The organism is Vibrio sp. Vb1026, assembly GCF_033338745.1.
In the GTDB taxonomy this organism is placed as follows: domain Bacteria; phylum Pseudomonadota; class Gammaproteobacteria; order Enterobacterales; family Vibrionaceae; genus Vibrio; species Vibrio alginolyticus.
This window is the reverse complement of the sequence record NZ_JAWOTH010000005.1, coordinates 175,953-201,942: the sequence shown is the minus strand read 5'-3', so window position 1 is coordinate 201,942 and position 25,990 is coordinate 175,953. Positions and strand designations below refer to the sequence as shown.

Here is a 25,990-nt window from a genome sequence, read left to right as displayed (position 1 = left end):
TCAGGTTGGTGGAGTGTGATCTAACACACTTAAAAATTTGTGCGCGATTATAGAGAGATTTTCTCAAAAAGCAAACGTTTGCTTTTGGCGTATTAAAAAACGAGCCATTTGGCTCGCTTTCAATCATTACGCTTTGGAGTAAATATCCCGCTCACCCAACCAGCGATCGATAATCGCTGTTGCGTTAGTCGGGTAATTGTCATGAATATGACGCGCAATACGCTGAACTTCGGGAATCAGGCGTTGATCTCGAACTAAGTCTGCGATTTTGAAATCAGCAAGACCTGTCTGCTTTGTACCCAATAGTTCTCCAGGGCCGCGAATTTCTAGGTCTTTCTGCGCAATGACGAAGCCATCGTTACTTTCACGTAGTACTCCGAGACGTTTTTGCGCGGTTTTTGACAGCGGAGAGTGGTACAGCAGCACACAATGGCTAGCAACGGAACCTCGGCCCACGCGACCTCTTAACTGGTGTAATTGTGCCAAACCAAGACGTTCAGGGTTTTCTATGATCATCAAGCTAGAGTTTGGCACATCCACACCAACTTCAATCACTGTCGTTGCGACCAGCAAATGCAGTTTATTGTCTTTGAAATCTTGCATCACCGCTTGTTTCTCTGCCGGCTTCATTCGTCCGTGTACTAGACCAATTTTTACGTCCGGTAGCTTACGTTGAAGCTCTTCTGCGGTATCTGCCGCGGCTTGCGCTTCTAATACTTCCGACTCATCAATCAGGGTACACACCCAATATGCCTGCTTGCCTTCGTTTAAGCAGGCATTTCGGACACGTTCGACGATATCATTGCGTTTGGTATCTGGAATCGCGACAGTCTGGATTGGTGTTCGACCTGGCGGTAACTCATCAATCACCGACGTTTCTAAGTCAGCATAAGCAGTCATGGCTAACGTTCGCGGAATCGGCGTTGCTGTCATGATGAGCTGATGTGGATAGGCGCCTTGTTTTGCGCCTTTTTCACGCAATTCTAATCGCTGATGGACACCGAAGCGGTGCTGTTCATCAATGATGACCAAAGCAAGGTGATGAAATTCAACGTGCTCTTGGAATAGCGCGTGAGTACCCACTACCATTTGCGCTTCACCACTGGCAATACGAGCCAGCTCGGCTTCCTTTGCCTTACCTTTGAGTTTGCCCGCTAACCAACCGACTTGAATGCCCATTGTTTCAAACCAGTTTGCGAAGTTGATAGCGTGTTGCTCGGCCAATAGTTCGGTTGGCGCCATGAGTGCCACCTGATGGCCATGCTCAATGGCTCTAACAGCGGCCAAAGCGGCAACCAATGTTTTCCCCGAACCAACATCGCCTTGCACTAATCGCATCATTGGGTGCGGTTTTTCTAGATCGGCTTCAATCTCTTGTACTACTCGGGTTTGAGCGTTTGTAGGAGAGAAAGGCAGTTGGGCTAAAAGCTGCGTTTTTAGTTTATGACAAGGACCGAGAGATAGCGCTGAATCCTTCTGACCTTTGCTACGCACCGCCAGCATCGATAAGTTTTGTGCGAGCAATTCTTCCATGATCAAGCGGATTTGGGCAGGATGTTTGCCTTCGTCAAACTCATCTAAATTAATGGTTGGTGGTGGGCGATGAATGGTGTGCAGCGCTTGCGACATCGTGATTTGATGGTCATACAACCCAGCTGGAAGTAATTCCTGCACTGCGGTTTTATCAAGCAGGGCTAAAGCTTGTTCGGTAAGGTTGCGCAATGTGATTTGACGTAAACCATCGGTGGTGGGATAAACAGGGGTTAAGCTCTGTTCTACATCGGGCTTTTGCTCGCTAACGTAAAACTTGTAGTCAGGATGAACAATTTCCAAACCCATGCCACCGCGCTTAATTTCACCGTAAGCATGTACTAACTTACCTTGCGTGAAATTGTTCTTCATGGCTGCGGTAAAGTTGAAAAAGCGCAGCGTGATAGTGCCATTACCGTCGCTGATTTTTACCGTTAGCATTTTGCGCTTACCGAAGATGGTGTCGACTGCCATGACCTTACCTTGCACGGCCGCCCAAAGGCCAGCATGCAGTTTGGCAATAGGGTAAATACGAGTACGATCTTCGTAGCGTAACGGAAGGTGAAACAGCAAATCTTGAACGCTATGTAAGCCAACTTTGGCGAGTTTTTCTGCGACTTTCGCGCCAACTCCAGAAAGGGAGGTTAATGGGACGGCAGATAACATTTGGGCGGGCATAGAGGGCTCAAGAAAATGGTTAACATAGCAGTATGTTAACCATGGAGCTGTGTTTTTGTACAGGAAAAAATAGTCATGCTTTAGTTAGTGTCATGATTTGACTGATAACCTATCATTCCGAGGAGCTTTAGCGACATCACGATTCTATTTCCAACAAGTATGTCGCTGAAGTTAACACTATCAGCATCTGTATATTTGAGAATTAGATCCTGAACCACGCTCCTTCGCCGCCGTTCAGGATGACGAAAGTCTGTTACTTGCTTTGCATCTCTTGCCACCACGCGTCATCGGCGATGATTTGACCTTCTTCATCGAGTGGTGGGTAAACGAGCCCTTTTCGTTTCGCGACCTTTGCCAGCACTGGGTGACCACGTTCAAAGAGAATACGGTTGATTGTCTCTTTAGGCAGAGCGCTTTCTTCTCGGTCGTACATGCCTGCGGCTTCACGTTGACGTTGCGCTTCATACAAAATTACGGCACTGGCAACCGATACGTTTAGTGACTGCACCATGCCCACCATCGGGATAATAATGTCTTGATCGGCAAGCTGTTTGGCTTGCTCCGAAGCGCCAACCTTTTCGCTGCCTAAAATGATTGCCGTTGGTTTGGTGTAGTCGATTTCGCGAAAATCGACGGCGGTGTCCGAAAGATTGGTCACCAAAACCTGCATACCTTGCGCTTTGAGTTCGGTAATCGCAGTTTCAATCGAATCGTGAGTATCCACTTCAACCCAGTTACGCGCGCCAGCTGAGGTATGGCTCAGCGTACGCATTTTGTCTGGCCAAATTGCGTGAACTTTGTGTAAGCCTGTCGCGTCAGCGGTGCGGATCACAGCAGAGACGTTGTTTGGCTTATGTACTTCTTCGAGACAAAGTGTCAGATCAGTTTGGCGAGTTTTTAGGACTTGGTGAATACGGTTGTAACGTTCTAGGTTCATATTTATTGAGGTATAAAAAATCGCCACCTAACAGAGTAGGTGGCGATAGAGGTTAGTTCTTTCTGCGTCTGACTCGGGTTGCTTGAGGCATTGCCTTAATCTTACGCATGATACCAGCAAGGTGGACACGATCTTTCGTCGTCAACAGCACAGTCACAGTGTATAGACGACCATCACGTTCTTCCGTTGAAAGGCCATGAATGTTTGATCCTGTTTTCGAGATCACGTTGGTCAGTTCTGCAAGAGCACCTTGGTTGTTAAGCATGTCGACTTTAAGTTCAGCAATGAACTCTTTATCGTAGTCTTCAGACCAAGCGACAGCCATATAACGGTCTGGCTCTTTCTGATAACCACGAACGTTCGGACATGTTTCTCGGTGAACAACCAAACCACGACCAGGCGATACGTGAGCAATAATGTGATCATCTGGGATAGGATGACAACAATTTGCAAACGTCAGCAATAAGCCTTCTGCGCCACGAATCGGAAGCTTCTTCTTCGAGTCCGTTGGGATTGAACTTGTTGTCGTGAGCTCTTCGGTGTCACCAAGGAGACGACGTGCGATCACAATGCTCATCAACTCACCCAATCCAATAGCAGCCAATAAATCATCGATGCTTTCTAGGCGAAGATCATTCAAGACTTCTTGGATATTTTCTGGATAAATTGAATCAATCGAGTGACGGCCAAGTGCGTGATTAAGTAGGCGACGACCTAAAGTAATCGACTCTTCACGACGCATCGTTTTCAGTACTTGTCGAATCTTAGTGCGGGCACGAGAAGTCACGACATAGTTTAGCCATGCCGCATTCGGACGCGCACCAGGGGCACTGATAATTTCCACCGTCTGACCGTTTTTCAATGCCTTACTCAATGGGTAAGGGTTACGATCAACACGAGCACCAACACAAGAGTTGCCTACATCGGTATGTACGGCATAGGCAAAGTCGACAGCCGTTGCGCCTAAAGGTAATTCAACGATACGACCTTTTGGTGTGAAGACGTAAATCTCATCTGGGAAAAGATCGGATTTTACGTTTTCAATGAATTCGAATGAGTTACCCGCGCTTTGTTGTAGCTCTAACAGGCTTTGCATCCAACGCTGAGCTTTCACTTGCGCAGTGGTACCAGACTTGTCGCCTTTGTCTTTGTAAGACCAGTGTGCCGCGACACCTTTGTCCGCCATTTGATCCATATCTTCAGTACGGATCTGAACTTCAACAGGTACGCCGTGTGGGCCAACCATGGAAGTGTGTAGCGATTGATAGCCGTTCGCCTTTGGTACCGCGATGTAATCTTTCATGCGACCAGGACGTGGCTTATACAAGCTGTGTACTTGGCCTAAAACGCGATAACAAGTATCAGCGGTATCAACAACGACTCGGAACGCATAGATATCCATGATGGTGTGAAAGCGCTGTTCTTTGGTTTTCATCTTGTTGTAGATAGAGAACAGGTTTTTCTCACGACCAACGACGCGAGCATTCAAGCCAAAATCTTGCAGACGGCCTTCTATTTCGCTGTGAATGCGTTGGATCATCTCTTTACGGTTACCACGTGCGGCTTTAACCACTTCTTTCAGTACGCGGTAGCGGTTGGGATATAGCGCCTCAAAGCCCAACTCTTCGAGTTCGGTTTTGATATTGTGAATACCAAGACGATGAGCGAGGGGCGCGTAAATTTCTAACGTTTCACGAGCAATACGACGCTTTTTATCTGGTCGAAGCGCGCCAAGCGTACGCATGTTGTGCGTGCGGTCAGCAAGTTTGATCAGAATGACGCGGATATCTTGCACCATGGCCAGAACCATCTTACGAAAGTTCTCAGCCTGAGCCTCTTTCCTATCGCGGAATTTGAGTTTGTCCAGTTTAGATACACCATCAACCAATTCTGCGACAGTGTTGCCGAATTTCTCTTCGAGATCTTCTTTAGTTACATCACAGTCTTCAATGACGTCATGCAGCAAAGCAGCTTGGAGGGTTTCGATATCAAGGCGCATTTCGGCCAAGATACGAGCCACTGCGACAGGGTGGATGATGTATGGTTCACCGCTAGAGCGGGTTTGCCCTTCATGGGCATCTCTCGCTACCACATAAGATTGACGCAGAGCCTCAATCTGAGGCTCTGTTAGGTATTCTTGGGCAACGTCTTTGAGGCTATCGAATAGATACAAATTATAGGCCCGGGAGGTTGTTGAATTCTAAAGTCAGAATTAACGGTTGTGAGCGATGCTGCTTACTGCCGCTAGCTCTGCCGCTTCTTGCTCTTGCTGTTCTTGACGTTCACGAGCGTCTAGAACTTCTTTAGTAATTAAACCTTCTTCGATTTCGCGTAGAGCGATAACCGTTGGCTTATCGTTCTCTTCTGGCACTAGTGCATCTTTACCGCCAGTTTGCATTTGACGAGCGCGGCGAGCCGCAATCAGTACTAGGTCGAAACGGTTGCCAACTTTTTCAACAGCGTCTTGAACAGTTACGCGTGCCATGAGGACTCCAAATAGTTAACTAAAATTTTAGAATGACGAGAAAGTATACAACCTAACTACTTTATTTACTAGCAATTAGACAAGCCACCGTTTGTGGACTTTCTCAGGTAGTTTATTGTGTTTTTCGCACTGGGCAAAAAACGGGAAATTCTTTATGTTTTACAGCGTGACTTTTTTGAAGTTACTCTGCTAACAACGCGTCAAGCATACCTTTATATTTAGCAGCTTGCTTTTCTTCCTTCAATCTTTCAGCACGCAAGATAGCTTTAAAATCCATCAAAGCGGTATCAAAATCGTCGTTTACGATCACGTAGTCGTACTCGTTGTAATGAGAGATTTCCGACTTGGCTTCAGCCATACGCTTTGCGATCACTTCATCGCTATCTTGACCACGAGTGTTCAAGCGACGCTCTAACTCACCGTTTGATGGTGGCAGGATGAAGATGCTTTTGGCTTCTGGCATTTGTTCACGGATTTGGCGTGCGCCTTGCCAGTCGATATCTAGAAAAACGTCGATACCTTTATTTAGTGTTTCTTCAATCCATACACGAGATGTGCCGTAATAATTACCAAACACTTCTGCGTATTCTAGGAAGTCACCTTTAGCGATCAGGGCTTCAAACTCATCTTTCGCTACAAAATGGTAGTGGACACCATTTTCTTCACCAGGTCGCATGTTGCGCGTGGTGTGAGACACAGACACTTTCATTGCGTAGGTTGGGTTGCGTTCCAACATCGCTGAGATCAAGCTAGATTTACCTGCGCCGCTAGGTGCAGATACGATATAGAGAGTACCTTTGCCCATTGTACTGTTCCACTTTTGATTGGATTGATTGAGTGCCGAAGGAAAGTTCGACATTCTTATAACGATAGCACTGGCATTGAGAAATCAACCACCAAAGGGGTGGATATTGGTGATAATCCCGCCAGAAAAATGGAGGCGAAGAGTATCATGATCTCTATTTTGTTACCAGTTGATCTTTCTGTCTGTGATCGTCCCAGATGAAATAGTTACTTACGCCAGAGTGTTCCTAAACAGCGAAGAAGGAGCGTGATACCAGGACTTACCATCCGCGCACTCTGTTATTAAAACCATTTCTACAACCGTTTAGTGTGCTGATTTTAGGTTTAGAGTCCCGATTTGGCTTGCGTGAGTGACTCTGGTTAAAAATAGGGGTTAATAAAGATAAAACGGAAAAAAGGGGAAGCTTTCACTTCCCCAGGCGTGCGACTGACTCACACTTAATCTTCGAATTATCCTTGAGACTCTAGGAAATTTATCCAAGGGCTAACGGTTGACCTGAATTTTGGCGATTGAGCAGCGCCTTTCATCGCCTGCAAGGCCTTTTGTGGCTGCTTAAGCTCGAAATAGGCCATCCCGCGAATGTATTCAAGTTCTGCCTTTTGCTCTTTAGAGGCACTGGATGCCGCGCTTTCTACAAAACGAGTTGCTTCAGAATACTGCTTGTCTTGTATCATTAAGCGAGCAATCTGAATTTGCGTTTTAGCAGAAGGAGCGAGGTTATATGACTTTTTATAAGCGAGAATTGATTTATCTAGCTCTTTAGCTTGCTGCCAGAAGCTGGCTAGGCGGTCATAGTTTTCCTTCGTCTTTTCAATGTTTCCAGCTGCCATTTCCTTTTCAAGAGTTTTGGCTGCTTTATATGGAATACCTTGATAAGCCAAGAAGTTTACAAAGCGTAAATATTCCTTCTCTCCTTCTAGTTTCCCCATTTTGTAAACCATTTCTAGGGTGGCTAGAGAGTTGCGCTCTTGACCTAGCTCCATGTAGACACCAGAAAGTTGCATCCAGTAACGCTTTTTCTGAGGGTACTTTGAAGTCAGAGTTTTGAGTACACTGGCAACGCTTTTCAGCTGGCCTAACTCGTAGTGAGATGCAACGAGAATTAAGTACCAAGACTCACTTGGGCTCTTGCTCATCGCGATGGCTTTTTTGGTTGGCGGGATTGCATTTCTGTAATCTTCCAACTGAACATAAGCGCTCGCTAACGTGATATAAGCATGAGCTTGAGGCTTCTCTTTGGTTGTTTCTGCAACCTTGAACCATTCCTTCATCGTTTTTACAGACAACGTATACTTTTCTTCAGCTAGGTAAAGCTGAGCCAAGCTGTAGCGAACTTGTTGAGCAACAGGAACGGGAAGTGCGTCGAGCTGTAATGCTTCGGCAAAGTATTTTGCTGCTTGCACATAATTGTCTTGTAGCGAATACAAAAAGCCAGTCTGCTGAAGTAAAACTGCTCGGTCGTATTTTTTCGAACTTGTGCTTTCTAAAGCGCTTGCTAGTTTTTCTTTCGCTGCTGAATATTTTTCAGTTGCGATCAACTCTTGCACTTTGTTAACGGTTCGAAATGTCCGATCTGATAACTGAGGAGCTTCTTTTGCCATCGTAGGAGCGGCCATTGCCACTCCTACGAAGAGAATTAAAGAAGCCACTTTGCTTTTCCATAAACTTTTCATCGTGACTCCTTAATTGGTTGAGAATTCTATTTCTTGCGATAGGCGCGAGCTAACAGGTTTCCCGTCAACCAATTTTGGTTTAAATGTCCATTTAGAGACTGTTTTTCTTGCCGCTCGACCGAGGCCTAAGCGTCGTGGTTGCTCTTTAAGAACTTTGATGTCCTCTACGGCACCACGTGCGTTTACAGTAAACTCTAATAAGACGACCCCTTTTTCTATTCCTGCTTTCGCAGCCTTCCTAGGCATTTGAGGTTGGAATGTCGCTAGAGGTGTTGGACCTCCGCTACCCGCGAGTTGCGCACCTCCACCCTGGCTATAATGTCCAAGCACCGAACCACCTGTAACATTTACGGGTAGGTCAAGCTTTGGCATATCCATTGGGGTCTGCTCCATCACCGGTTTTACTGTCGCTGTCACTTTCATTTCTGGCGGTGGCGGCGGACGCTTAGGCGGTGGTGGTTTTGGAAGTTCGCGTTTTTTCTCCTGTATTTTTTCGTCTGGTTTAATGCGAATAAACTCGACCATACGCAGGTCATCATTCGACACTAACTCGTGGCGCTCTTTGTTTACTAGCTTGTCCATCCCCCAGAACAACCCGAGGGAGACAATGAGCGCCAGTGCAATTGAGGCCAGATACCGCATAAGCTTAATCCTTATTGGTTGCGGCAATGGAGATGCTTTCTACACCTGCCATTTTGATCTGGTCCATAACCTTCACGACTACGCCAGCATTTGCTTCAGTGTCGGCTTGGATAACAACTGCGCCATCAGGGCTTTCTGCACGAAGACGTTCAATATTCGCGCGAACCGCGTCCACTTCGATGCGGCGTTTATCAACCCAAACATCACCCGCCGCACCAACTGCGACCATGATGTTACCTTTTTTCACGGTTTGCGCAGAGCTTGCTGTCGGGCGGTTTACTTCTAGACCAGCTTCTTTTACGAACGATGTTGTTACGATAAAGAAGATCAACATGATGAATACGATGTCGAGCATCGGTGTCATATCGATAGCGGTTTCATCACTGCTATCACTGCTATAGCGTCTTTTCATGACCTATACCTCTAATTCCATTTACTCAGGCAATATGCTTTAGCTTATCTTCCAGCTTTTGCGTTGTGACTTTGGCTAAATGATCAAGACGTGAACTAAAGAACAGTCCTGATAGAGAAGCCACCATCCCGGCTAACGTTGGGATTGTTGCCTTTGAGATCCCCGAGGCCATTGCTCGAGGGCTTCCTGTTCCTGTTACCGCTAAGATGTCGAATACTTGGATCATGCCAACAACGGTGCCGAGCAAACCCAGTAAGGGACAAAGCGCAATCAACACTTTCACGATTGGCAGGCCCTTTTTATTCTCAATGTCCTGACGAGAAACAATTTCTTGTCGGATCATCTTAGCGTTCCAGCTCTGGTGCTCTGATCGCCCCTGCCATGAGCCAACGGCTTTTTTCATGGCTTTTGGAGCGACGGCAGCAAAATAGAACCAACGTTCTAACAATACTGCCCACAGCATAAAGCTGAGGATGAAGATGGCGACGAGTACATCGCCACCCATTCCCAAGAAGCGCCTAATTGATTCAAGTTCTCCAACTAACCACCACATAACGCCTCCTTAGCTTTCGGCTTTATGTAGTTTTTCCTGATAGCGAGCGATGAAGCCTGCACTCTGTTCTTCAAGAGTTTGAACCAAACGACGACCTTTACTGTGTACGATGGTGTAAAGGAACAGCAATGGAATTGCGACAACCAGACCTAGCATGGTTGTAACAAGAGCTTCAGAGATACCGCCAGCCATTAGCTTAGGATCACCTGTACCAAATAGTGTGATTGCTTGGAACGTACCGATCATACCCATAACCGTACCCAGTAGACCTAGAAGTGGTGCTACAGAAGCGAACAGTTTGATTGAGCTGATAAAGCGTTCAATGCTCGGTGCGTTACGTAGGATGATTTCGTCCAGTTTCGCTTCAAGATCTTCAAGGTTGTCACCTTTGTGCTCTTGGTAAGCCTGGATAACTTCACCCAGAGGGTTACCAGGAATCACGGTTTCTGATTTCGCTTGCTTACGCATTTTACCGCCAATCACTTGAAGGCGTAGGAAGCAAACTAGAGCAATGATAGCGCCAACTGCACCCATACCAAGGATGACGTAACCTACAATGCCACCTTGATCAATACGTTCTTGAACGGTAGGGCTTTGTACAAGTAGAGACAGAATTACACCACGGGATGGGTCAATAAACAGTGGCTCATAGCTGTTTGACGCTGACTCAAAGCCCGCAACATGACGTGTAATATTGGTGCGAGGCTGTCGAGAGAGTTCTTCGAACTTACCTGTTTGAGGTACATAAGTAACGTACTTACCATCGGCAATCGCGTTAAATTCACCGACAAGAGTAACATCGCGAACCGCTTCTTTACCTTCGCCATAAACAACCGTTGCTTGGGTTGTTGCTGTCTCGCCTGAGGCAACCACTTGTTGAAGAATGGTATGCCAGAATGCTTCTAGCTCTTGTGTTGATGGCAGTTCTTTACTTTCAGCCAGTTTCGTTAGTAGAGCGTCACGCTCTGGGAACTGAACTGCGTTTTGAGAGGCTGCAAATAAGCCTTTAAACTCGCCCGCATATTGGCGGACCACACCAAACATTTCGCCCAAAGTACCAGAGCGAACACGTAAGGTTTCTGTTAGTTCAGTCAGCTGCTTATCGTTTTCATCAAATGTCGCTTTAAGTTGATCGCCCAGTGCTTGCTGTGAAGCTAGCTCTTCACGAGCCTGTTGCAATAATGCTGCTTGCTTATCTCGGTTGTTCTTGAACTCAGCTTCACGGGCTTTGTTCTCTTTTGACTCAACGATGCTTTCTGATTTTACGTTTTTGAGTAGTTCAGATAGGTTTTTAGGCGTTTCTGCTTGTACGCCTGAAGCCATAAATAAGCTCGCTAGTAGACCAGCGGCTAGAGTTTTGAATCCTTTCATCTCTTATTCCTCCCCAGCATATACAGGCAATTTGATTAGCGCTGGTGGCGCTTGCTTCTTCGCGATACGAAGGCCTTGCTGCACCGCTATGCGGTAGCTTTCCGGTAATGTTTCCCATTGACGTGTTTGTTGGTTCCACATACCTGTCTCACCACCGTCTGGAGATTGGAATAAAAGCGCCGTGCGACCAATACGTAGGAAGTCGTAAGTCACGGTTTCCCCATTTCTATCTAGGCTAGCTTTGTAAGATTCAATTGAGCGAGAGAAGCCTTCTTCAATTTGGTAGGCTTCCATAACTTTACGGAATTTCTCAGAAGTCGTTACGTCGGCGCGATCCATGAGACGACGCAGTTCTTGGACACGTTTATTACGTTCTTTTTTCTGGAAAGGCAGATCGAGAGTCACAAACTCATCGAGTGCATCGATCATTTTAAGTGTTAGTGGCACTACTTCTGTTGCCGTTTGATCGATCTGAGCAATTTGGTTATTTAATGAGTCCAATTCACCTTGCTGTGATTGAACCATACGGTTAATTTGCTCGTTGTAGACTTTCATGCTGTCGATTTGACGTAGTAAGCCTTTGTATTCTGCCAACATGCCTTCAGTACTTTCGGCATAATTGTCGATTTTTTGTTGCGAAGCTTCTGAAGATTGATTTGCTTTTGCTTGTGTGGAAACGACAGCACCAGAGTTGGCCGCTATAGAGCTACTACTGATAGTAAGCAATGCTGCAGCTATGGCACTGAGACCAAATTCCTTGAATTTCATGGTTGCATCCTTGTCAGTGTTTTAGTCAGTCGAAAAGGGCGCGGAAAACCCGCGCCAAATATTTTTTAGAAGTCGTATGATGCCTCGACGTATAGCTGACGTCCGATTGGATCGTCATACCCAGTTGCATAGAATGGAGAGGTATCGCTTAGAGGATCTGCAGGCGGTACTTTGTCAAACATGTTGATAGCACCAAGAGTTACACGGCCACTCTCGTTGAATTGGTAAGAAGCCGTTAGGTTCCACGTTGTCATACTAGCGATTTCTGCTTTGTAACCCGCTTTTTTAGCAGAATCACAGTCATCAAAGTAGTAACGGTTTGCGTAGCTTGAACACATACGGTCGCGGTATTTACCAAATAGGTTGATAGCGACATCTTCATATGCCCAGCCAAGATTTAACGTTGCGGTGTATTCAGGCATGAAATCTCTTTCATCCGTTACAGGTTCGCTGTCGTTTTCTTGATATTCAGCAATCAAGATCTTCGTTACAGCAACACGCGTGTTAAATGAACCGAACTCATTAGTGTCGTATGCGTATTTGATCGCTAGGTCAATACCAGAACGCTCTTCATACGATTGGTTCACTGGACCATAGGATACCGACTTAATGGTGCCATCTGGGTTACGAACGACTTCAGTACCTGGGTATTTACCTGGATCGTTAATTACGTCTTGGTAAGTTGGTGCTGTTACGACGTCTTCCATCTTGATGTGGTACCAGTCAACAGTTACACCAAGATCATCCACAGGCTCCCACGCTAGGCCCAAGTTAATGTTTGTACTTGTTTCTTCTTTCAGCTCAGAGTTAGGGCCATTAAGCGTATCGAAGTACTGAGTATCACACTCTGGGTACTTATCTTTATCTTGTGGGCCGCTACCACCAGCGTTGGCACAAAGCACAGGGTCAAAACCAGAACCAAAGCCTCGAGTTTGATCACCAAATAGTCGCTTCAAGTCTGGAGCTCGGAAGCCTAGACCGTAGCTACCACGCAGCAATAGGGTGTCAGTAGGACGGTATGCTAGGGCTACTTTAGGAGTGAATGCGCCGCCAGTTGCCGAGTCGTCGAAGTAGTGGTCGTAACGACCAGCGACAGTCATTTCTAAATCTTCAATGATAGGAATAAGAGCTTCAACACCAAGACCAATCTGATCGCGGTCACCGCCGCCTGACGTTCCACCTAGACCAGAGAAACCACCAGCTGCTGTTGTAGCATCAATCGTCTCATTGTAGTCAGTACGGTTCCATTCACCATAAACAGCAAAGCCAGACATACCTGCAGGAAGTTCAACCAAATCACCAGCCAGTGAGCCGTTAACAGAGTAAAGCTTTGAGTAAGCTTCTTTGCTTGAAGTGCCGCTGTATTTGTCTACAACGTCTTGTGAGATAGGCCCTAGAAGATCGACATCACCATTTTGTACAGCTTGGTCGAGAGTTAGAAAGATTGCTGGGTTGCTTGTTTCAACGCTTTGCTCAGAGTAACCAGCGGATAGGTCCCAATCATACGTATCAGCAAGCAGGCCGTTCAAGCCCAAGGTTAAGCCAAAAGAATCGGCTTCAGTGTTACTTTCGCGTGGTCCAAATTCGACCATACGGCGAGTGTATTCGCCTTCGCCGCGGAAGTGAGTGGCATCAACTTCAACGCTGTAAGGGTTAGGTTCGAATTCAGATTCTGTAGACTTGTAGCCAAAACGGGCTTCTGCCATGGCAGTGACATTGTCGTTAATGTCCATTTCACCACGTAAAAGTAGGTCTACTTGTTTGTTTTCTGGTTTTAATGTTCGGTATGCAGAACGGTTAACACCACACTTTCCATCCGCTCGTTCAATCGCGGCATCACCAACGACTTCTTTACATGAAGAACCAGCATCAGCTGGTGTTAGAAGTGTTCCGTTGGCGCCTTCAAAGTTTGCACCGTAGCTAGAGTAGCCACTTAGCTGAGAACGGCTAGAACCGTCATCGCCAGCCCAATCATCTCGGTCAGATTGCTTTAGCATTTCGTTGCCCGCAAATTGGCCAACGAAGAGAATACGTTTGTCGTCAAAGTTTTTGCCAGCCACAACGTCTAAACGGCCGTTTTGGTAACCACCATCCGTCGCGTCACCCGCGCGTACTTTTACAGAAACGCCATCAAAGTCTTTCTTTAAAATGAAGTTTACGACACCACCGATTGCGTCGGAGCCGTAGATAGCAGAACCTGAGTCGGTCATTACTTCAACACGCTCAATAGCGGCGACAGGGATTTGGCCGATATCTTGGAAGTTAGATGTACCATCTTGTGCTAGCGGGTATTGAGGAAGACGACGGCCATCAATAAGAATCAATGTGCGTGACGCGCCAAGGCCACGTAAGTTGACTGACTGCGCTGCTGGTGTAAACGAGAAAGAGTCTGTTTGAGCCATTACACCACCTGTGTTTTGGGTCAAACTGTTCAATACGTCTTGCGCGCTGTTAAAGCCTTTAGACTCAATGTCTTTACTATTAATAACAGTAACTGGTGAAGGACCTTCCATATCCGTCGTGGAGATACGCGAACCAGTAACTTTCATCTTTTGAAGTTTTTCAACTTGCTGCTCTTCTGCCAGTGCTGTTGCTGGGGCTGCAACTGCTGCTGTCCCCAAAGCAAGGCTTATCGCAACAGATAAAGCGGTTGTGTTTTTATACATCCTTGTTGCTCCGATTATTATTATTTCCTATGTCTGGCCGCATAGCGGCCAAATGTGACGTTAATATTTCGTTAACGTTCGGCCAATGTATAACCGAGATGAAAAAAGGAAGTCAAACCAGTGGTAAACGGGGATGCTTAAATGTAAAAAAGATGTAAATAACCAGGCTTTATTTAAAAGGCGGAATAAAAAACCGAATAAGGTTTATGAATCGAGATTAAATTTCAATAAAACACCGTATTTTGTGTTTCTTATAAACTTTAATGACTTATCTTGCCTATGGTTTTTTAGTGGGTAATTGAATCTGGAAAAAGATATTTTTCCAGTGAATTGTTCTGAGATGAGTTTTATATCGAATCCATACTTTGTTAGCTCGAACTTATTAGGTGGTATCAAAATATGATACCCATTGCGGTTAAAGGGCTCACTCGTATTTTTAGGTCAAATATAACCTTGGATTATGTGTCTATTTATGTGTGTAGGGTGCATTTTTATGTAGGGTTTTGGCTCTAAACAGCCTAGATTGATATTCTGTATGAATTATTTTTGTGGTTTTTTATAATTTTTTACAAAAACATTTCTGTTTTTCGACATCGAAGGAAGTTTGTCATGTTTTGATTTCAAACACTTGAAGCTGATGTGGATTCAAGATAAATATGACGCTGAAATTATTGCAGTAGTAGAAAAGTCTAGCTCTTGAGGCGCAGGGAGTGTGCTTCAACAGTTTTAGTTACTACGAGATAAATATGCACCATTTTGGGCGGAAAATATTCTCTTTCACTCCGTTTGAACTGGACAGTAGACAAGGAGCAAGTTGTATATGCTGTCGTACTTTTTACGCCGTTTGGCGTTGGTTATCCCAACGTTTCTCGGGATAACTATTCTCATCTTTGCTATCACTCGTTTCGTGCCTGGCGGACCTGTTGAACGCATGTTGTCACAAATGCAGTCCCAGGGGGACGGCGCCGCATCAATGACGTCTGCGGGTGGTAATACGGCCCTTTCTGACGATCAAATCGCGGAGCTGAATGCGTTTTATGGCCTGGATAAACCAGTAACGGAAGCGTACGTCGAGTGGTTAAGTCGTTTGGTAATGCTAGATCTTGGCGAGTCGACGCGTTACTACGAGCCTGTCTCGGACATGATCGCAGAGCGTTTGCCAGTGTCGTTGTTTTATGGCGGCATGACCTTCTTTATTAGTTATTTTATCTCGATTCCTCTTGGTTACTATAAGGCACTCAAGCACGGTTCTGTGTTTGATTCCGCTTCTTCAGTACTCATTTTCGTAGGCTACGCGCTACCAGGTTATGTGGTGGGTGTATTGCTGATCACGTTATTTAGTTATCACTTGGAATGGTTTCCGATGGGAGGTTTTGTCGGCGATGACTTCGACGATTACGAAACCTTCTTAGAACGCGCTAAAGACATTATGTGGCATGCGGTGTTGCCTTTGATCTGTTACCTCATTGGTGATTTTGCCACGCTGACGATGACAATGAAAAATAACCTGATGGAAAACCTTTCCTCAGATTACATACGCACCGCAATTGCGAAAGGATTACCTTTCAAAAAAGCAGTTCGTAAGCACGCGTTGCGTAACAGCTTAATTCCAATCGCGAGTCACTTTGGTAACTCTTTGTTGTTCTTCATGACCGGTGCTTTCCTGATTGAAGTTATCTTCAATATTGATGGCATTGGCTTATTGGGTTACGAATCAATCATGGAGCGTGATTACCCTGTTGTTATGGGTATTGTCGCCATTAATGCGTTGTTACTGCTCATTGGTAACATCATTTCAGATATTTGTGTTGCTTTAGTCGACCCACGTGTGAAGTTTGGAGCGTAACATGATTAAAGTTAGTCCATTAACTCAAAAGAAAATTCGTCACTTTAAAGAGATCAAACGAGGCTATTGGTCGTTTGTTGCTCTTTCTATCATGTTGATCCTTTCTCTATTCGCCGAACTTTTGATCAACAGTAAAGCGCTAGTCGTCAAGTACGATGGTAGCTACTATTTTCCTGTTGTCAGTGACGTACGTTTAGGTAGCGAATTCGGCCAAGAGTCATCCAGTGAAGCCGATTATCGTGTACTGCAAAAAGCGTTTGAGGCTGAAGGGGGCGACAACTTTGTTATTTTGCCGCTTGTGCCGTGGAACCCATACGAACAAGATTTTAGTGGTGATTTCCCGCCAACAGCGCCTAGTGCCGAAAATAAGCATTATTTAGGTACAGATGTGATAGGTCGCGATATTTTGGCGCGACTCGTCTACGGATTCAGAACGGCGATGGGATTTGCGTTGCTTACGATGGCCATTTCCTACGCGATCGGTACTGCAGTCGGTTGTGCTATGGGTTTTTGGGGCGGTAAATTTGACTTGTTTGTACAGCGACTTATCGAAATCTGGTCAATGGTCCCGTTTTTGTACGTCATTATGATTCTTGTCTCAATCGTTCAGCCGACGTTCGCTCTCTTTGTCGCTATTAACGTGCTTTTCACTTGGATGGGTATGACATGGTACATGCGGACCATGACCTATAAAGAAGCGGCACGAGAATATGTAATGGCGGCTCGTGCTTTAGGGGCATCGACCGGACGTATCTTGTTTAATCACATCTTGCCAAATACGATGGTGATGATTGTAACCCTAGCGCCTTTCACTATTGCAGCTAACATCACAGCACTGACTGCTCTCGATTACCTAGGATTAGGCTTGATGCCACCAACGCCAAGTTGGGGTGAACTACTGCAACAAGGTAAGTCAAACTTAGATTCGCCATGGATTGTTGCGTCAGTAGTGACTTCTATTGTTCTGGTTCTGGTAATGGTGACCTTTATTGGTGAAGCCATTCGAGCGGCTTTCGACCCGAAAAAATTCACACGCTATGTTTAAGCGAGCATTGTGAGCAAAACATAAAAAGGGAAGTTTTATGAAGAAATTATTTTTAGCGTCCACGCTGAGCGCCCTGAGTTTTGGTGCAATGTCAGCAACGCTTCCGACTGACTTAAACTGGCAAACAAACTGGGATGAGCCTCAATATGGTTCGCCAGAAGCGAAACGTGGAGGGACTTATCGCACCTTTATGTCAAGTTTCCCACAGACGTTACGTAGTGTTGGTCCAGACGCTAATGCAGGGCTACGTTCTTTTATCTTAGATGAAACACCAGGCTTGGTGGTCCGCCACCCAGATACTTTAGAGTTCATCCCTGAGCTTGCTAACGAGTGGGCGTTAGCAGGTGACAACAAAACGGTCTATTTCAAACTCAACCCTGAGGCCAAATGGTCGGACGGCAAACCTGTGACTGCCGACGATTTCGTGTTCATGCTGAAGTTTTATCGTTCCAAAGATATCTTGGAACCTTGGTACAACGATTACTACAACAAAACGATTGCGGATGTTATCAAGTACGACACTCACACGTTTGCTGTTAAGGCGGCGAAAGAGTTCAATCCGGAAGAATTGCTGTTACGAATGGGGGCTCTGCGCCCACGTCCCGCACATTTTTATGCTAACCCTTCAAAAGATGAAAATGGTGACGGTATACATGACAACTTTGTCCGCTACTACAATTTTAAAAGTGAACCAACGACCAGTGCATACTACCTAGATGACATTAAAAAAGGTAAAAGTGTGACCTTCAAACATGTCGGTGAAGACTGGTGGGGTTACAGCAATAAGTATTATCAACATCGCTATAATGTCGACAAAATCCGCATCACAGTGATTCGCGACAGTGATATCGCGATGAAGCACTTTGAGAAAGGGAAGCTGGATGCATTTGGTCTTGTTTTACCAAGCTTATGGCATGATAAATCGAATACGGAACCTTACCAAAAGGGATACATTCACAAGTTCTGGGGTTACAACCAATTTCCAGTTGGGGCTGGTGGTGTATGGATGAACACCGCGATGCCTTTGCTGGATGATTTAAACATTCGCAAGGGCATTACTTACGCGATTGACTTTGATGGCATGATAGAGAATGTCATGCGTGGCGACTACTCCCGTAAACCGAACCCGACCGGTTATGGTCATGGTAAATACACCCTACCAGATGCTAAGGCACCGAAGTTTGATCCCGCAAAAGCGGCCGAGGCATTCGAAGCCGCAGGCTTTAACAAAATTGGTTCTGATGGTATTCGTGTCAATGATAAAGGTGAGCGCTTAAGCTTCGAGCTGACCTACGGAACACCTGTTCATACTCCTCGTATTGCCTTTTTGCGTGAGCAAGCCAAGCTAGCAGGGCTGGATATTGAGCTCAAGTTAGTTGATGGCTCATCCATGTTCAAATACGTACGTGAGAAAAAGCACGATTTGGCTTTCTTAGATATGGGTACGTCTGAGATCCCAACGTATTGGGAGTATTTCCATTCAGTCAATGCGAACAAGCCGCAAACTAACTCTTTCACAAACTACAGCACGCCTGAACTGGATGAAAAGATCATCGAGTATCGTTTTGGCATGGATATGGATAAAAAGATCCAGCTAGGTCATGAGATTCAGCGTGACATCATTGATGCTCACGTTATCGTCCCAGGCTACATGGTTCCTTATGTCCGCTATGGTCACTGGCGCTGGTTAAAGTTTCCAGATAAGCCAATGAATCGCATGACAGAGGCGCTGTTCAGTGGTGCAATCATAGGCGATGGCACTTACTGGATTGATAGTGATATCAAAAAAGAAACGAAACAAGCGATGAAGTCAGACAAAGCTTTTGAACCTGTCGTTGTCGTAGATGACACTTATAAGCTGTAAGGATTGGTTATGGAAAACGATGTAATCCTAAGTGTTAAAGATCTCGAAGTTGAATTTACCACCGATGATGGGCCAGTGAAGGTTCTGCATGGTGTGAACTTTGATGTGCGAGCTGGACGTACACTCGGCCTGGTGGGAGAGTCAGGTAGTGGTAAGAGCGTAACCTCAATGTCGATCATGGGGCTATTACCTAAGCCATATGGCAACATCATTAAAGGTGAAGTGAATTATCGCGGCACCAACCTAGTTGATTTGCCTGCGGAAGAGATGTACGCCATGCGTGGCGATCGCATTTCGATCATCTTCCAAGACCCGATGACTGCGCTCAACCCAGTGCACACCATTGGTCGTCAAATATGTGAAGTGCTTGAGCTCCATCGACCTGAGCTCGACAAAAAGGAGCGGGAGGCGTACTCGATTGAGATGCTGGCAAAAGTAAAAATTCCAATGCCAGAGAAGCGATTGAATGAGTATCCCCATAACCTATCTGGTGGTATGCGCCAGCGTGTCATGATCGCGATGGCATTGGCCTGTAAGCCGGATATTCTGATTTGTGATGAACCGACTACAGCGTTGGATGTTACGGTTCAGGCGTCTATCCTTGAACTGATGAACGAGCTTCAGGAAGAAACAGGCATGGCAATGATCTTCATCACTCACGATCTCGGGGTTGTGGCAGAAGTGTGTGATGATGTTGCCGTGATGTATGGTGGGCGTATTGTCGAAAAAGCAGAAATTTTTGAGTTGTTTGATAACCCGCAGCACCCATACACAGAGCGTTTGATGGGGTTGATGCCGAGCTTAGATAATGAGCCAAAGCAGATGATCGATATCAAGCCTATTGATGCCAGTATGTTTGCCAGTTAACTGAGCAAAGTGAACCAGTCATAAAAGAGGATGTTATGGCAAAAGAAGTATTAAGAATTGAAAATCTTAAGCAGCACTTTGTTTCTGGTAAAGGGCTGTTCAAGAAAGGCTACACCATCAAAGCGGTAGACGGGGTTTCACTGTCTGTTTCTGAAGGTGAAACACTGGGGCTAGTTGGTGAGTCAGGTTGTGGTAAAAGCACCCTTGGTCGCACGATCTTAAAGTTATACGAGCCAACGGAAGGTAAGATTTTCTTTGAAGGTAAAGACATCACTAAATTGTCTGTTAAAGAGATGCGCTCGCTGCGTAAAGACATGCAAATCGTCTTTCAAGACCCAATGGAGTCACTCAATCAGCGTCATACCATCGGTATGATTCTGGAAGAACCGTTTGTTATTCATAAAATTGGCACGCCAACAGAGCGTAAACAATGGGTAAAAGAGCTTTTAATCAAAGTGGGATTACCAGAAACGGCAGTAAACCGTTATCCACATGAATTTTCAGGCGGACAACGGCAGCGTATCGGTATTGCTCGCGCGATTGCATTGAAGCCTAAACTACTGATTTGTGATGAATCGGTATCTGCGTTAGATGTGTCGGTACAGGCGCAAATCTTGAACCTATTGCTACAACTGCAACAAGAAATGAATTTGGCGATCATATTTATCTCTCACGATCTCTCGGTGGTGAAACATGTCTCTGACAAAGTTGCCGTGATGTATTTTGGTAAAGTGGTAGAAGCAGGCAGCGCTAAAGAAATTTATGCAAACCCGCAAAACGAATACACCAAAAAACTCCTATCTGCGATTCCGATCACTCACCCTAAATATCGGAAGAAAAAGCGCGTAGCTGAAAAAAAGCAGCAAGTGGCGTAAGTGATGCCACAGGTCCTATAACACAAAAGCGCTCCGCCAAATAAGCGGAGCATTTTTATAAGCAAATGCCAGGACTTGGAGTCGATTCGCACTGATGTTTATTCTGATTGATTGAAGATCGTTGCATGCTAAACTCAAGGCCTATTTTCTTTGTTTGGATAATGGACCATGCCGTCGAATTTACCGAAATCCTTTAGTCGACCTTTCCTGAAAATCTTCCATATTTTGGAGGCGGTGTTATTAGTCTCTATTACCTTGGCGACGTTGTACGCCATGATGCAAGAGTTTGTGCACGTATTTGTAGAGAAGCGTGTCTTACTCACAGATATTCTTTTGATGTTTATCTATCTGGAAGTGCTCGCCATGGTGCAGCAGTTCGTGATGAACGGTAAAATTCCGGTACGCTATCCTATCTATATCGCGATGATGGCAATCGCCCGCTATATCACTCTCGGAATGAAAGAGCTGGATGCAGTTTTGGTTGTGTGGTTATCTCTGGCTGCGTTTATTTTGGCTGCGGCTACTTTGCTGATCAGAATTGGGCACCATTATTGGCCCTACGTTGATAACAGTACCTTGGAAAAAGACGAATAAAAGAAAGCCCCGTATTAGCGGGGCTTTTTTGTTTCAATACTCGATGACTTTTAGATCATTCAATGTTTTGGATCTGAATGTTGATTTATTTATTAAAATTCATTTATATCAATAATTTATTTAATTTAAGTCATTATTTTGTATTTTTTAACCACCACATTACCCACCGATTGGTGCTTTATAGATATAACTTTTGAGTGAGTCGTTTTTACTTTGTTTGTTTTTATACATATCTTTGTCTGCTCTCTCTATTAGTTGCTTTGCATCTAAATGTTCAGGCTCTCTTGCCTTATGGTACACGTAAGATCCAACTGAAACAGAAAGGTAGAAATGCTGTCCATCAATACGTATTGGCTCCTGAAGCTTAGTTCTTTTTTGTAAGCAGTTACACCAACTCGTGGTTTTTTGGTGGTCGTAGTTTGGGAGGATGGCAATGAATTCATCTCCTCCAAACCTAGCTATCGTCTGCTTTGGTAGTTGCATTTTTTTCAAGATATTACCTAGTCTTTCAATCATTCTATCTCCGACAACGTGACCAGCAGAGTCGTTAATTTTCTTCAACTGATCTAAATCGATAAATACCAGTGAGAAAGTTCCAATATCATTGTCTTGAATTAGAGACTCTATGTGTGTAATGCCTTGAGCACGAGAAGATAAACCAGTCAAAAAATCAACACTTAAACGCTTCTCTAAGAGTAAAACTCTATTTGTAAGTTTTTGATTTTCAATCTCTAAGTCTGAAATTTTTTTTAGTATGTTTTTAAGTCCAACATTATTAGGGAGGGACATGTTTTGTTCATCAATAAGAGAAATGCTACGGGCATGAGTGTTGCCTTTACTTTTTGACATATCGTTACCTTCAATATCTTGATTGATATTAGGTTACTTTGTTATGCGGCAAGTTATGTCGTAGTAGGTGGTTAAATGAATCTATTGCTGGAAACATTTTGGCTGCGACATGATGTGTCGCATTCAATCGTAGACAGTAGCATTAGTAGTGGAGTTTTATTGTTGATTTTATTAATTTATATTTCACTTATCTATGTAAGTTATCTAAGTGTAAGAAAAATTAATAATCTTTATTGGTAGCCTATTGGTGATCAAAAGTAACTTTTATAGTCGATCATTAAGAGTATTCAGTTATGAGTGCAATGATCTCAGAAGCATGGCTTTTAAAGGTTATCTGTTTTAGTCGTATTGATAGATTGTTTAACTACAAAATAAACAACGTTGAATTAACAGTTGGTAAGGAGTCATTATGGGATTTTTCGATTCATTGGTTAGTGCAGGAAAATCGGCAGTTAAGGCAGTGAATGATGCTGCTTTAACTCAAACCTTAGAACAATGGGAAAAGGTAAATCGAGCTCCAAGTGAGCGCGTCAGAGATTACTATGATAGAAATAATCAGCAAGACAAAAATTCGCCTTTAAAAAGGGCTCTTGCTATTGCTGCATTACAAGACGGTAATCTATTTGCAAAAGATCAGGCAGCAAAAAAAGCCCTGCTTAATCTTAGAGAAAAAATAGCTTTTGAAAATGACCGGAAAGCACAAAGCTTGATTAGAGCTATAGATAATTTAGAGCGATAATATTATTACTTTTCGCTACCCTCTCATGAGCACAAGGTTATGGGAGGGATAACGACATCAACTTAGCCCCCTCCTCCGATGTTTCGATCTCATTCTCCTCTAACGTGCTGACTTTGTAGCTGACGGTCGCTAACTTACCTCTGAGATCAGTATACCGAAGTAAAATTCGTTATTTTTTGAACTTTTTCTGGTTGATATTTGTGCGACACAACTTGTCGCTGGAATCAAATATAATTTGTGTGCATTAAGTCACATGATGGATTAGTTTCACATGTATAGTATCGATGTTCTCATTTATGGAACGAATGTCACGATAGATTTAAACAACGGAATAACTTGGCTTTGTCGAAAAGAAAAAGTACACAAGACTCATTAGTTCTTGTGCTTGAAATACTTAAACGAATCCCTAAGCACAGAAAGATAACGGCTCTAGAAATACGAGAGCAATTAGAAGTAATAGGCATTTCGAGAGATATAAGAACAATACAACGCAATCTAGAGATGTTGAGTGAACACTTTCCCATAGATAGGGATACTCGCTCTAAGCCTTATGGGTACAGTTTTGATAGAAATAGTCACGCACTAGGAGTGAGCTCACTTAATGCTCATGAATCTTTACTCTTGGCTTTAGCAGAGAAGCACCTAAAGTTACTGCTACCAAAAGATGTAATGCAGTCACTAAGACCTCACTTTACAGAGGCTAGGTATAACCTCGAGTTTGACCCTAAAAACCATAAAGATCGTGTGTGGAAAGATAAAATCAAAGTAGTGCGAGAGTCTCAACCTCTTCTAGCGCCAAAAATTGATAACAAAGTTTTGGAAAATATAAGTAAGGCATTGTATGAAGATCGTTTATTGACCGTAACCTATCACAATGCCAATAAGCAAGTTAGAACATCTACAGTTATGCCGTTCGGCCTTGCACAGCAAGGAGTTCGACTTTATCTAGTGTGCCGGTTTGACGGGTTCAACAATGAAAGAAGCTTAGCCGTTCATCGTATAAATGATGCGATAGTTTCGTCATTTAATTTCAAGAGACCGGAGAGCTTTTCGTTGGCTAAATACGATTCTGACGGAAGATTTGGTTTTGGCGAGGGAGAGTTGTGTCGAGTTCAGTTTGATATAGATAAACAGGCTGGATACCACCTTGTTGAGACACCGTTGTCGGAAGACCAGGTCATAGAAGAGTTGGGAAGTACCTATAGAGTGTCAGCCACAGTCATTGATTCATTCTTACTTGATAAGTGGCTTAAGAGCTTTGGAACAGACGTCTGTAACATCTATAAAAAGAAAGGAAATAGCAATGTTTATTCAGCACCTTAATGATGAACAACAAGCCGCATTATATTACTTCTCTAAGGAGTTAATTGCAGCTGATGGATACGTTGATGAACGAGAAACTCTACTTTTGGAGGGAATCACTGCTCAATGTAACAACAGTGCAAATTTAGATAAAACGTTTGATATTAAAAAGCTTTCTGAGATCTTTTCAGAAAAGGCGCAGCAAATGGCGTTTCTAATTGAATTAGTTGGTGTTGCTTACGCGGATCAGGTAATTGCAGAAAGTGAAGACAATTTCATAAAAAGTGTAGCGGAAAGCCTAAATGTGGACTTGTCAATCATTGAAGAGTTAAAGGATTGGGTTCAGCGCCAGATGGCTCTTGTGCTCGAAGCAGAAAAATTTTTGGAGAAATAAACATGCCATTACCATTTATTTTAGCAGGTGCTGCTGTTGCAGCAGCAAGTTATGGAGCTAAAAAAGGCTACGACGGGTATCAAGATAAGTCTGAAGCAAACGATATTATTGAGTCTGCAAAGAGAAAGTACGATGAAGAGAGAACTGTCTTTGACAAACAGAATGAACAGACAAATAAAAGTTTAACCAGCCTCGGTGAGTTTCAACTACAAGTTGGTAACGATTTTAAAGAGTTCAGAACAATTGCAGAAAAGCTTTTAGTTAAATTGAACCAATCCAACTCTAAGGACCTAGAAATTGACTTCCCTCAGCATAAGCTTGATGAGATAGATGGTCTCGCGTTATCTACAACAGCTTACATGAGTAAGGTCGCTGGAGCTGGTGCTGCTGGTGCTGCCGCTGCATATGCTGTATACGGTGGCGTTATGGCTATGGCTGCCGCTTCAACAGGAACACCGATTGCCGCTCTATCTGGCGCTGCTGCATATAACGCAACTATGGCCGCTATTGGCGGAGGTTCCCTTGCTGCTGGTGGCTTTGGTATGGCTGGAGGTGCGATGGTTCTTGGTGGTGTTGTTGCAGCTCCTATTATGGCGATTGCTGGGTGGGCTTTTGCCTCTCATGCGGAGGAAGCATTAAGCGATGCAAGAAAAACTCGAGCAGAAGTTAACGAAGCTGTAGGTAAGATGGAGAAGGGGCGCAAACAACTAGCCAAAACTAAGTTATATGCCGATAGAATTTACAAAGAGATAGAACGCCTGTATTCAGTATTTAAAGAATACTTTGATAGCCTAAAAGCTTTTGAACAATTGCTATCGAACAAAGCTGACATTTCCAAGTTCGAAGATGACGTTATTCGTCTAATTCAAAATGGCTACCAAATTGCCGCTATTCTCACTGATATCATTACAACACCGCTGTTTAAACCTAAAAAAGACGCACAGGGTAATGTGGTATTAAATGATGAAAACATTGTTCAAATTGAAACTGATAGCGATGGAATGCAAGTGATCAATGAGCCTGGAATAAAAGCTACGCTTGCAAAGTCGAGTAATACTCACAAGTAAGTATTGTTCTCGAAGAGATATAAAGGGA

General features: G+C 44.3%; 23 protein-coding genes. 10 read left to right on the top strand and 13 right to left on the bottom strand.

Annotated features, from left to right (window positions below):
• Positions 1 to 126: 126 nt before the first annotated feature.
• The 12 genes from recG to R7E47_RS10810 form a co-directional block, all read right to left on the bottom strand.
• Complete coding sequence (recG, locus tag R7E47_RS10865; protein ID WP_318084284.1) at positions 127 to 2,208, bottom strand: ATP-dependent DNA helicase RecG; 2,082 nt, start codon at positions 2,206 to 2,208, stop codon at positions 127 to 129.
• 253 nt (positions 2,209 to 2,461) lie between these two features.
• The gene (trmH, locus tag R7E47_RS10860; RefSeq protein WP_017820702.1) at positions 2,462 to 3,145 is read right to left on the bottom strand and encodes a tRNA (guanosine(18)-2'-O)-methyltransferase TrmH; all 684 of its coding nucleotides are present in this window, start codon (positions 3,143 to 3,145) and stop codon (positions 2,462 to 2,464) included.
• Positions 3,146 to 3,197: 52 nt separating this feature from the next.
• Positions 3,198 to 5,318 carry a bifunctional GTP diphosphokinase/guanosine-3',5'-bis pyrophosphate 3'-pyrophosphohydrolase gene (spoT, locus tag R7E47_RS10855; RefSeq protein WP_005379340.1) on the bottom strand — a complete coding sequence of 707 codons (2,121 nt, stop codon included), beginning with the start codon at positions 5,316 to 5,318 and terminating at the stop codon, positions 3,198 to 3,200.
• A 39-nt stretch (positions 5,319 to 5,357) separates the two neighbouring features.
• Entirely contained in the window at positions 5,358 to 5,630 is a 273-nt protein-coding gene (rpoZ, locus tag R7E47_RS10850) for a DNA-directed RNA polymerase subunit omega (RefSeq protein WP_005379346.1), read from the bottom strand.
• Between the two features lie 181 nt (positions 5,631 to 5,811).
• Positions 5,812 to 6,435 carry a guanylate kinase gene (gmk, locus tag R7E47_RS10845; protein ID WP_005379347.1) on the bottom strand — a complete coding sequence of 208 codons (624 nt, stop codon included), beginning with the start codon at positions 6,433 to 6,435 and terminating at the stop codon, positions 5,812 to 5,814.
• 449 nt (positions 6,436 to 6,884) lie between these two features.
• On the bottom strand, positions 6,885 to 8,108 hold the full coding sequence (locus R7E47_RS10840; protein WP_054579406.1) for a tetratricopeptide repeat protein: 1,224 nt from the start codon (positions 8,106 to 8,108) through the stop codon (positions 6,885 to 6,887).
• A gap of 9 nt (positions 8,109 to 8,117) precedes the next feature.
• Positions 8,118 to 8,750: an energy transducer TonB gene (locus R7E47_RS10835; RefSeq protein WP_005379353.1), complete on the bottom strand. Its 633-nt coding sequence runs from the start codon at positions 8,748 to 8,750 to the stop codon at positions 8,118 to 8,120.
• A gap of 4 nt (positions 8,751 to 8,754) precedes the next feature.
• Complete coding sequence (locus R7E47_RS10830) at positions 8,755 to 9,162, bottom strand: ExbD/TolR family protein (RefSeq protein WP_005379359.1); 408 nt, start codon at positions 9,160 to 9,162, stop codon at positions 8,755 to 8,757.
• Positions 9,163 to 9,187: 25 nt separating this feature from the next.
• Positions 9,188 to 9,715 carry a MotA/TolQ/ExbB proton channel family protein gene (locus tag R7E47_RS10825; RefSeq protein ID WP_005379363.1) on the bottom strand — a complete coding sequence of 176 codons (528 nt, stop codon included), beginning with the start codon at positions 9,713 to 9,715 and terminating at the stop codon, positions 9,188 to 9,190.
• Positions 9,716 to 9,724: 9 nt separating this feature from the next.
• Entirely contained in the window at positions 9,725 to 11,086 is a 1,362-nt protein-coding gene (locus R7E47_RS10820) for a MotA/TolQ/ExbB proton channel family protein (RefSeq protein WP_017634999.1), read from the bottom strand.
• A 3-nt stretch (positions 11,087 to 11,089) separates the two neighbouring features.
• A complete protein-coding gene (locus tag R7E47_RS10815) occupies positions 11,090 to 11,854 on the bottom strand; it encodes a DUF3450 domain-containing protein (protein ID WP_005379365.1) in 765 nt (254 codons plus the stop codon).
• A 65-nt stretch (positions 11,855 to 11,919) separates the two neighbouring features.
• Positions 11,920 to 14,520 carry a TonB-dependent receptor plug domain-containing protein gene (locus tag R7E47_RS10810; protein ID WP_017634998.1) on the bottom strand — a complete coding sequence of 867 codons (2,601 nt, stop codon included), beginning with the start codon at positions 14,518 to 14,520 and terminating at the stop codon, positions 11,920 to 11,922.
• Positions 14,521 to 15,340: 820 nt separating this feature from the next.
• Here R7E47_RS10810 and R7E47_RS10805 point away from each other — a divergent pair.
• The 6 genes from R7E47_RS10805 to R7E47_RS10780 all read left to right on the top strand — a co-directional run bounded on the left by R7E47_RS10805 (position 15,341) and on the right by R7E47_RS10780 (position 21,611).
• Entirely contained in the window at positions 15,341 to 16,366 is a 1,026-nt protein-coding gene (locus R7E47_RS10805; RefSeq protein WP_137281642.1) for an ABC transporter permease subunit, read from the top strand.
• 1 nt (position 16,367) lies between these two features.
• Positions 16,368 to 17,411 (top strand): ABC transporter permease, encoded by a 1,044-nt coding sequence (locus R7E47_RS10800; protein WP_005379369.1) that lies wholly within the window; start codon positions 16,368 to 16,370, stop codon positions 17,409 to 17,411.
• Positions 17,412 to 17,448: 37 nt separating this feature from the next.
• A complete protein-coding gene (locus R7E47_RS10795) occupies positions 17,449 to 19,275 on the top strand; it encodes an extracellular solute-binding protein (RefSeq protein WP_158157112.1) in 1,827 nt (608 codons plus the stop codon).
• 9 nt (positions 19,276 to 19,284) lie between these two features.
• Positions 19,285 to 20,142, top strand: coding sequence for an ABC transporter ATP-binding protein (locus R7E47_RS10790; protein WP_005379371.1), 858 nt, complete (start codon positions 19,285 to 19,287; stop codon positions 20,140 to 20,142).
• A gap of 35 nt (positions 20,143 to 20,177) precedes the next feature.
• Complete coding sequence (locus tag R7E47_RS10785; protein ID WP_005379372.1) at positions 20,178 to 21,017, top strand: ABC transporter ATP-binding protein; 840 nt, start codon at positions 20,178 to 20,180, stop codon at positions 21,015 to 21,017.
• A 168-nt stretch (positions 21,018 to 21,185) separates the two neighbouring features.
• Positions 21,186 to 21,611: a phosphate-starvation-inducible protein PsiE gene (locus R7E47_RS10780; RefSeq protein ID WP_025768316.1), complete on the top strand. Its 426-nt coding sequence runs from the start codon at positions 21,186 to 21,188 to the stop codon at positions 21,609 to 21,611.
• 159 nt (positions 21,612 to 21,770) lie between these two features.
• Here the strand turns inward: R7E47_RS10780 and R7E47_RS10775 are convergent, their stop codons facing one another.
• Positions 21,771 to 22,460, bottom strand: coding sequence for a GGDEF domain-containing protein (locus tag R7E47_RS10775; RefSeq protein ID WP_268853807.1), 690 nt, complete (start codon positions 22,458 to 22,460; stop codon positions 21,771 to 21,773).
• A gap of 409 nt (positions 22,461 to 22,869) precedes the next feature.
• On the opposite strand from R7E47_RS10775, the gene R7E47_RS10770 reads away from it, so the two are divergent.
• The 4 genes from R7E47_RS10770 to R7E47_RS10755 all read left to right on the top strand — a co-directional run bounded on the left by R7E47_RS10770 (position 22,870) and on the right by R7E47_RS10755 (position 25,962).
• Positions 22,870 to 23,199: a hypothetical protein gene (locus R7E47_RS10770; protein WP_033905924.1), complete on the top strand. Its 330-nt coding sequence runs from the start codon at positions 22,870 to 22,872 to the stop codon at positions 23,197 to 23,199.
• 336 nt (positions 23,200 to 23,535) lie between these two features.
• Positions 23,536 to 24,522 (top strand): WYL domain-containing protein, encoded by a 987-nt coding sequence (locus R7E47_RS10765; RefSeq protein ID WP_318084283.1) that lies wholly within the window; start codon positions 23,536 to 23,538, stop codon positions 24,520 to 24,522.
• Positions 24,503 to 24,895 carry a TerB family tellurite resistance protein gene (locus R7E47_RS10760; protein WP_318084282.1) on the top strand — a complete coding sequence of 131 codons (393 nt, stop codon included), beginning with the start codon at positions 24,503 to 24,505 and terminating at the stop codon, positions 24,893 to 24,895. The genes R7E47_RS10765 and R7E47_RS10760 overlap by 20 nt, the downstream gene beginning before the upstream one ends.
• A gap of 2 nt (positions 24,896 to 24,897) precedes the next feature.
• A complete protein-coding gene (locus R7E47_RS10755) occupies positions 24,898 to 25,962 on the top strand; it encodes a chemotaxis protein (RefSeq protein WP_137281645.1) in 1,065 nt (354 codons plus the stop codon).
• Positions 25,963 to 25,990: the final 28 nt, after the last annotated feature.